The sequence below is a fragment of the Streptomyces sp. NPDC059866 genome (genome assembly GCF_042731325.1).
Classification (GTDB): Bacteria; Actinomycetota; Actinomycetes; order Streptomycetales; family Streptomycetaceae; genus Streptomyces; species Streptomyces flavusporus.
The window spans coordinates 1-1428 of record NZ_JBHWJT010000129.1; the positions used below are offsets into that span (position 1 = coordinate 1).

Consider the following 1428-nt stretch of genomic DNA (forward strand, 5'->3'; position numbering starts at 1 on the left):
CTAGTGTGATGCGCCAGAAATCCCGTGGTTAATTATCTCCGGTTTCAGCTGTTGGGTGGGGTGATCCTGCCGAGGTAGTCGGCGAGGGACTTGAGGATCTCGTCGGCGGTCTTGGTCCAGGTGAAGGGCCTGGGGTTCTCGTTCCATGAGTCGATCCAGGCCCTGATGTCGTCCTCCAGCGCCTTCACGGAGGTGTGAACGCCGCGGCGGATCAGCTTGTCCGTCAACAGGCCGAACCATCGCTCGACCTGGTTCATCCAGGAGGACCCGGTGGGGATGAAGTGGACGTGGAAGCGGGGGTGTTTGCCCAGCCACGTCTTGATCTCGGCGGTGTTGTGGGTGGCGTAGTTGTCACAGACCAGGTGGACGTCGAGGCCAGCGGGCACCGCCTTGTCGATCGTGACCAGGAACTTCTTGAACTCGATGGCCCGGTGGCGGCGGTGCAGCTCCGATATGACGCTGCCGTCGGCGATGTTGAAGGCGGCGAACAGACTGGTGATGCCGTGCCGGTAATAGTCGTGAGTGCGCCGCTCGGGCATGCCCGGCATCATCGGCAGCACCGGCTGGGACCGGTCCAGCGCCTGGATCTGCGCCTTCTCGTCCACGCACAGCACCACCGCTTTCTCGGGCGGATGGTGATACAGGCCGACGACGTCGACGACCTTCGCGATGAACTGCGGGTCGGTGGAGAGCTTGAACGCGTCCTGGAGATGGGGCTTGAGGTCGAACTTCTTCCAGATCCGCCCGATGGTGGACTTCGACAGCCCGGAGTGCTTGGCCATCGAGGCCCGCGACCAGTGGGTGTCCTTGCCCGGGGTGGACTCCAGTGTCGCCGTGAGCACGCCCTCGACCTGGTCCAGCAGGATCGAGGGCGGCCTGCCGGGACGCGGCTCATCGGTCAGCCCGTCCAGCCGCAAGCGGATGAACCTCGACCGCCAGCGGTTCACCGTTCCGTGCGAAACACCGAGCTCGGCGGCGATCTCCTTGTTCGTCCCGCCTTCCGCGCACCGCAGCACGATCCTCGCCCGCAGCGCCAGGAACTGCGCGGTCTTCGCCCGCCGCGCCCAGCGCGTCAGCTCCGCACGCTCGGCATCGGAGAGCACCAGCTCCGGCTTACGCCGGCCCGGCCGCGGCTCGTCCACCAGGCCCGCTATCCGCCGGGCCACGAACCGCGAGCGCCACTTGCGCACCGTCTCCGTAGACACCCCGACATCCGCTGCTACACCGGTATTTGACGCTCCATCCGCACAGGCCAGAATGATCCGGGCCCGCTCCGCCACACGGGCCGACACCGCACCACCCGCCCAACGTGCCAACTCCGCCCGCTCCGCGGCAGACAGCACGACTTCGACAGCACGAGGACCCCGAGACGCCATGGAAACAGCCTACAGACTTAAGACCGTCATTTCAGGCGCATCACACTAGTGT

Annotated in this window: 1 protein-coding gene; it reads right to left on the reverse strand. The window is 65.8% G+C overall.

The annotated features are described in order from the left end of the window. Positions 1–44: 44 nt before the first annotated feature. The gene (locus ACFV7R_RS47040) at positions 45–1376 is read right to left on the reverse strand and encodes an IS630 family transposase (RefSeq protein WP_385276971.1); all 1332 of its coding nucleotides are present in this window, start codon (positions 1374–1376) and stop codon (positions 45–47) included. Between the last annotated feature and the right edge of the window lie 52 nt (positions 1377–1428).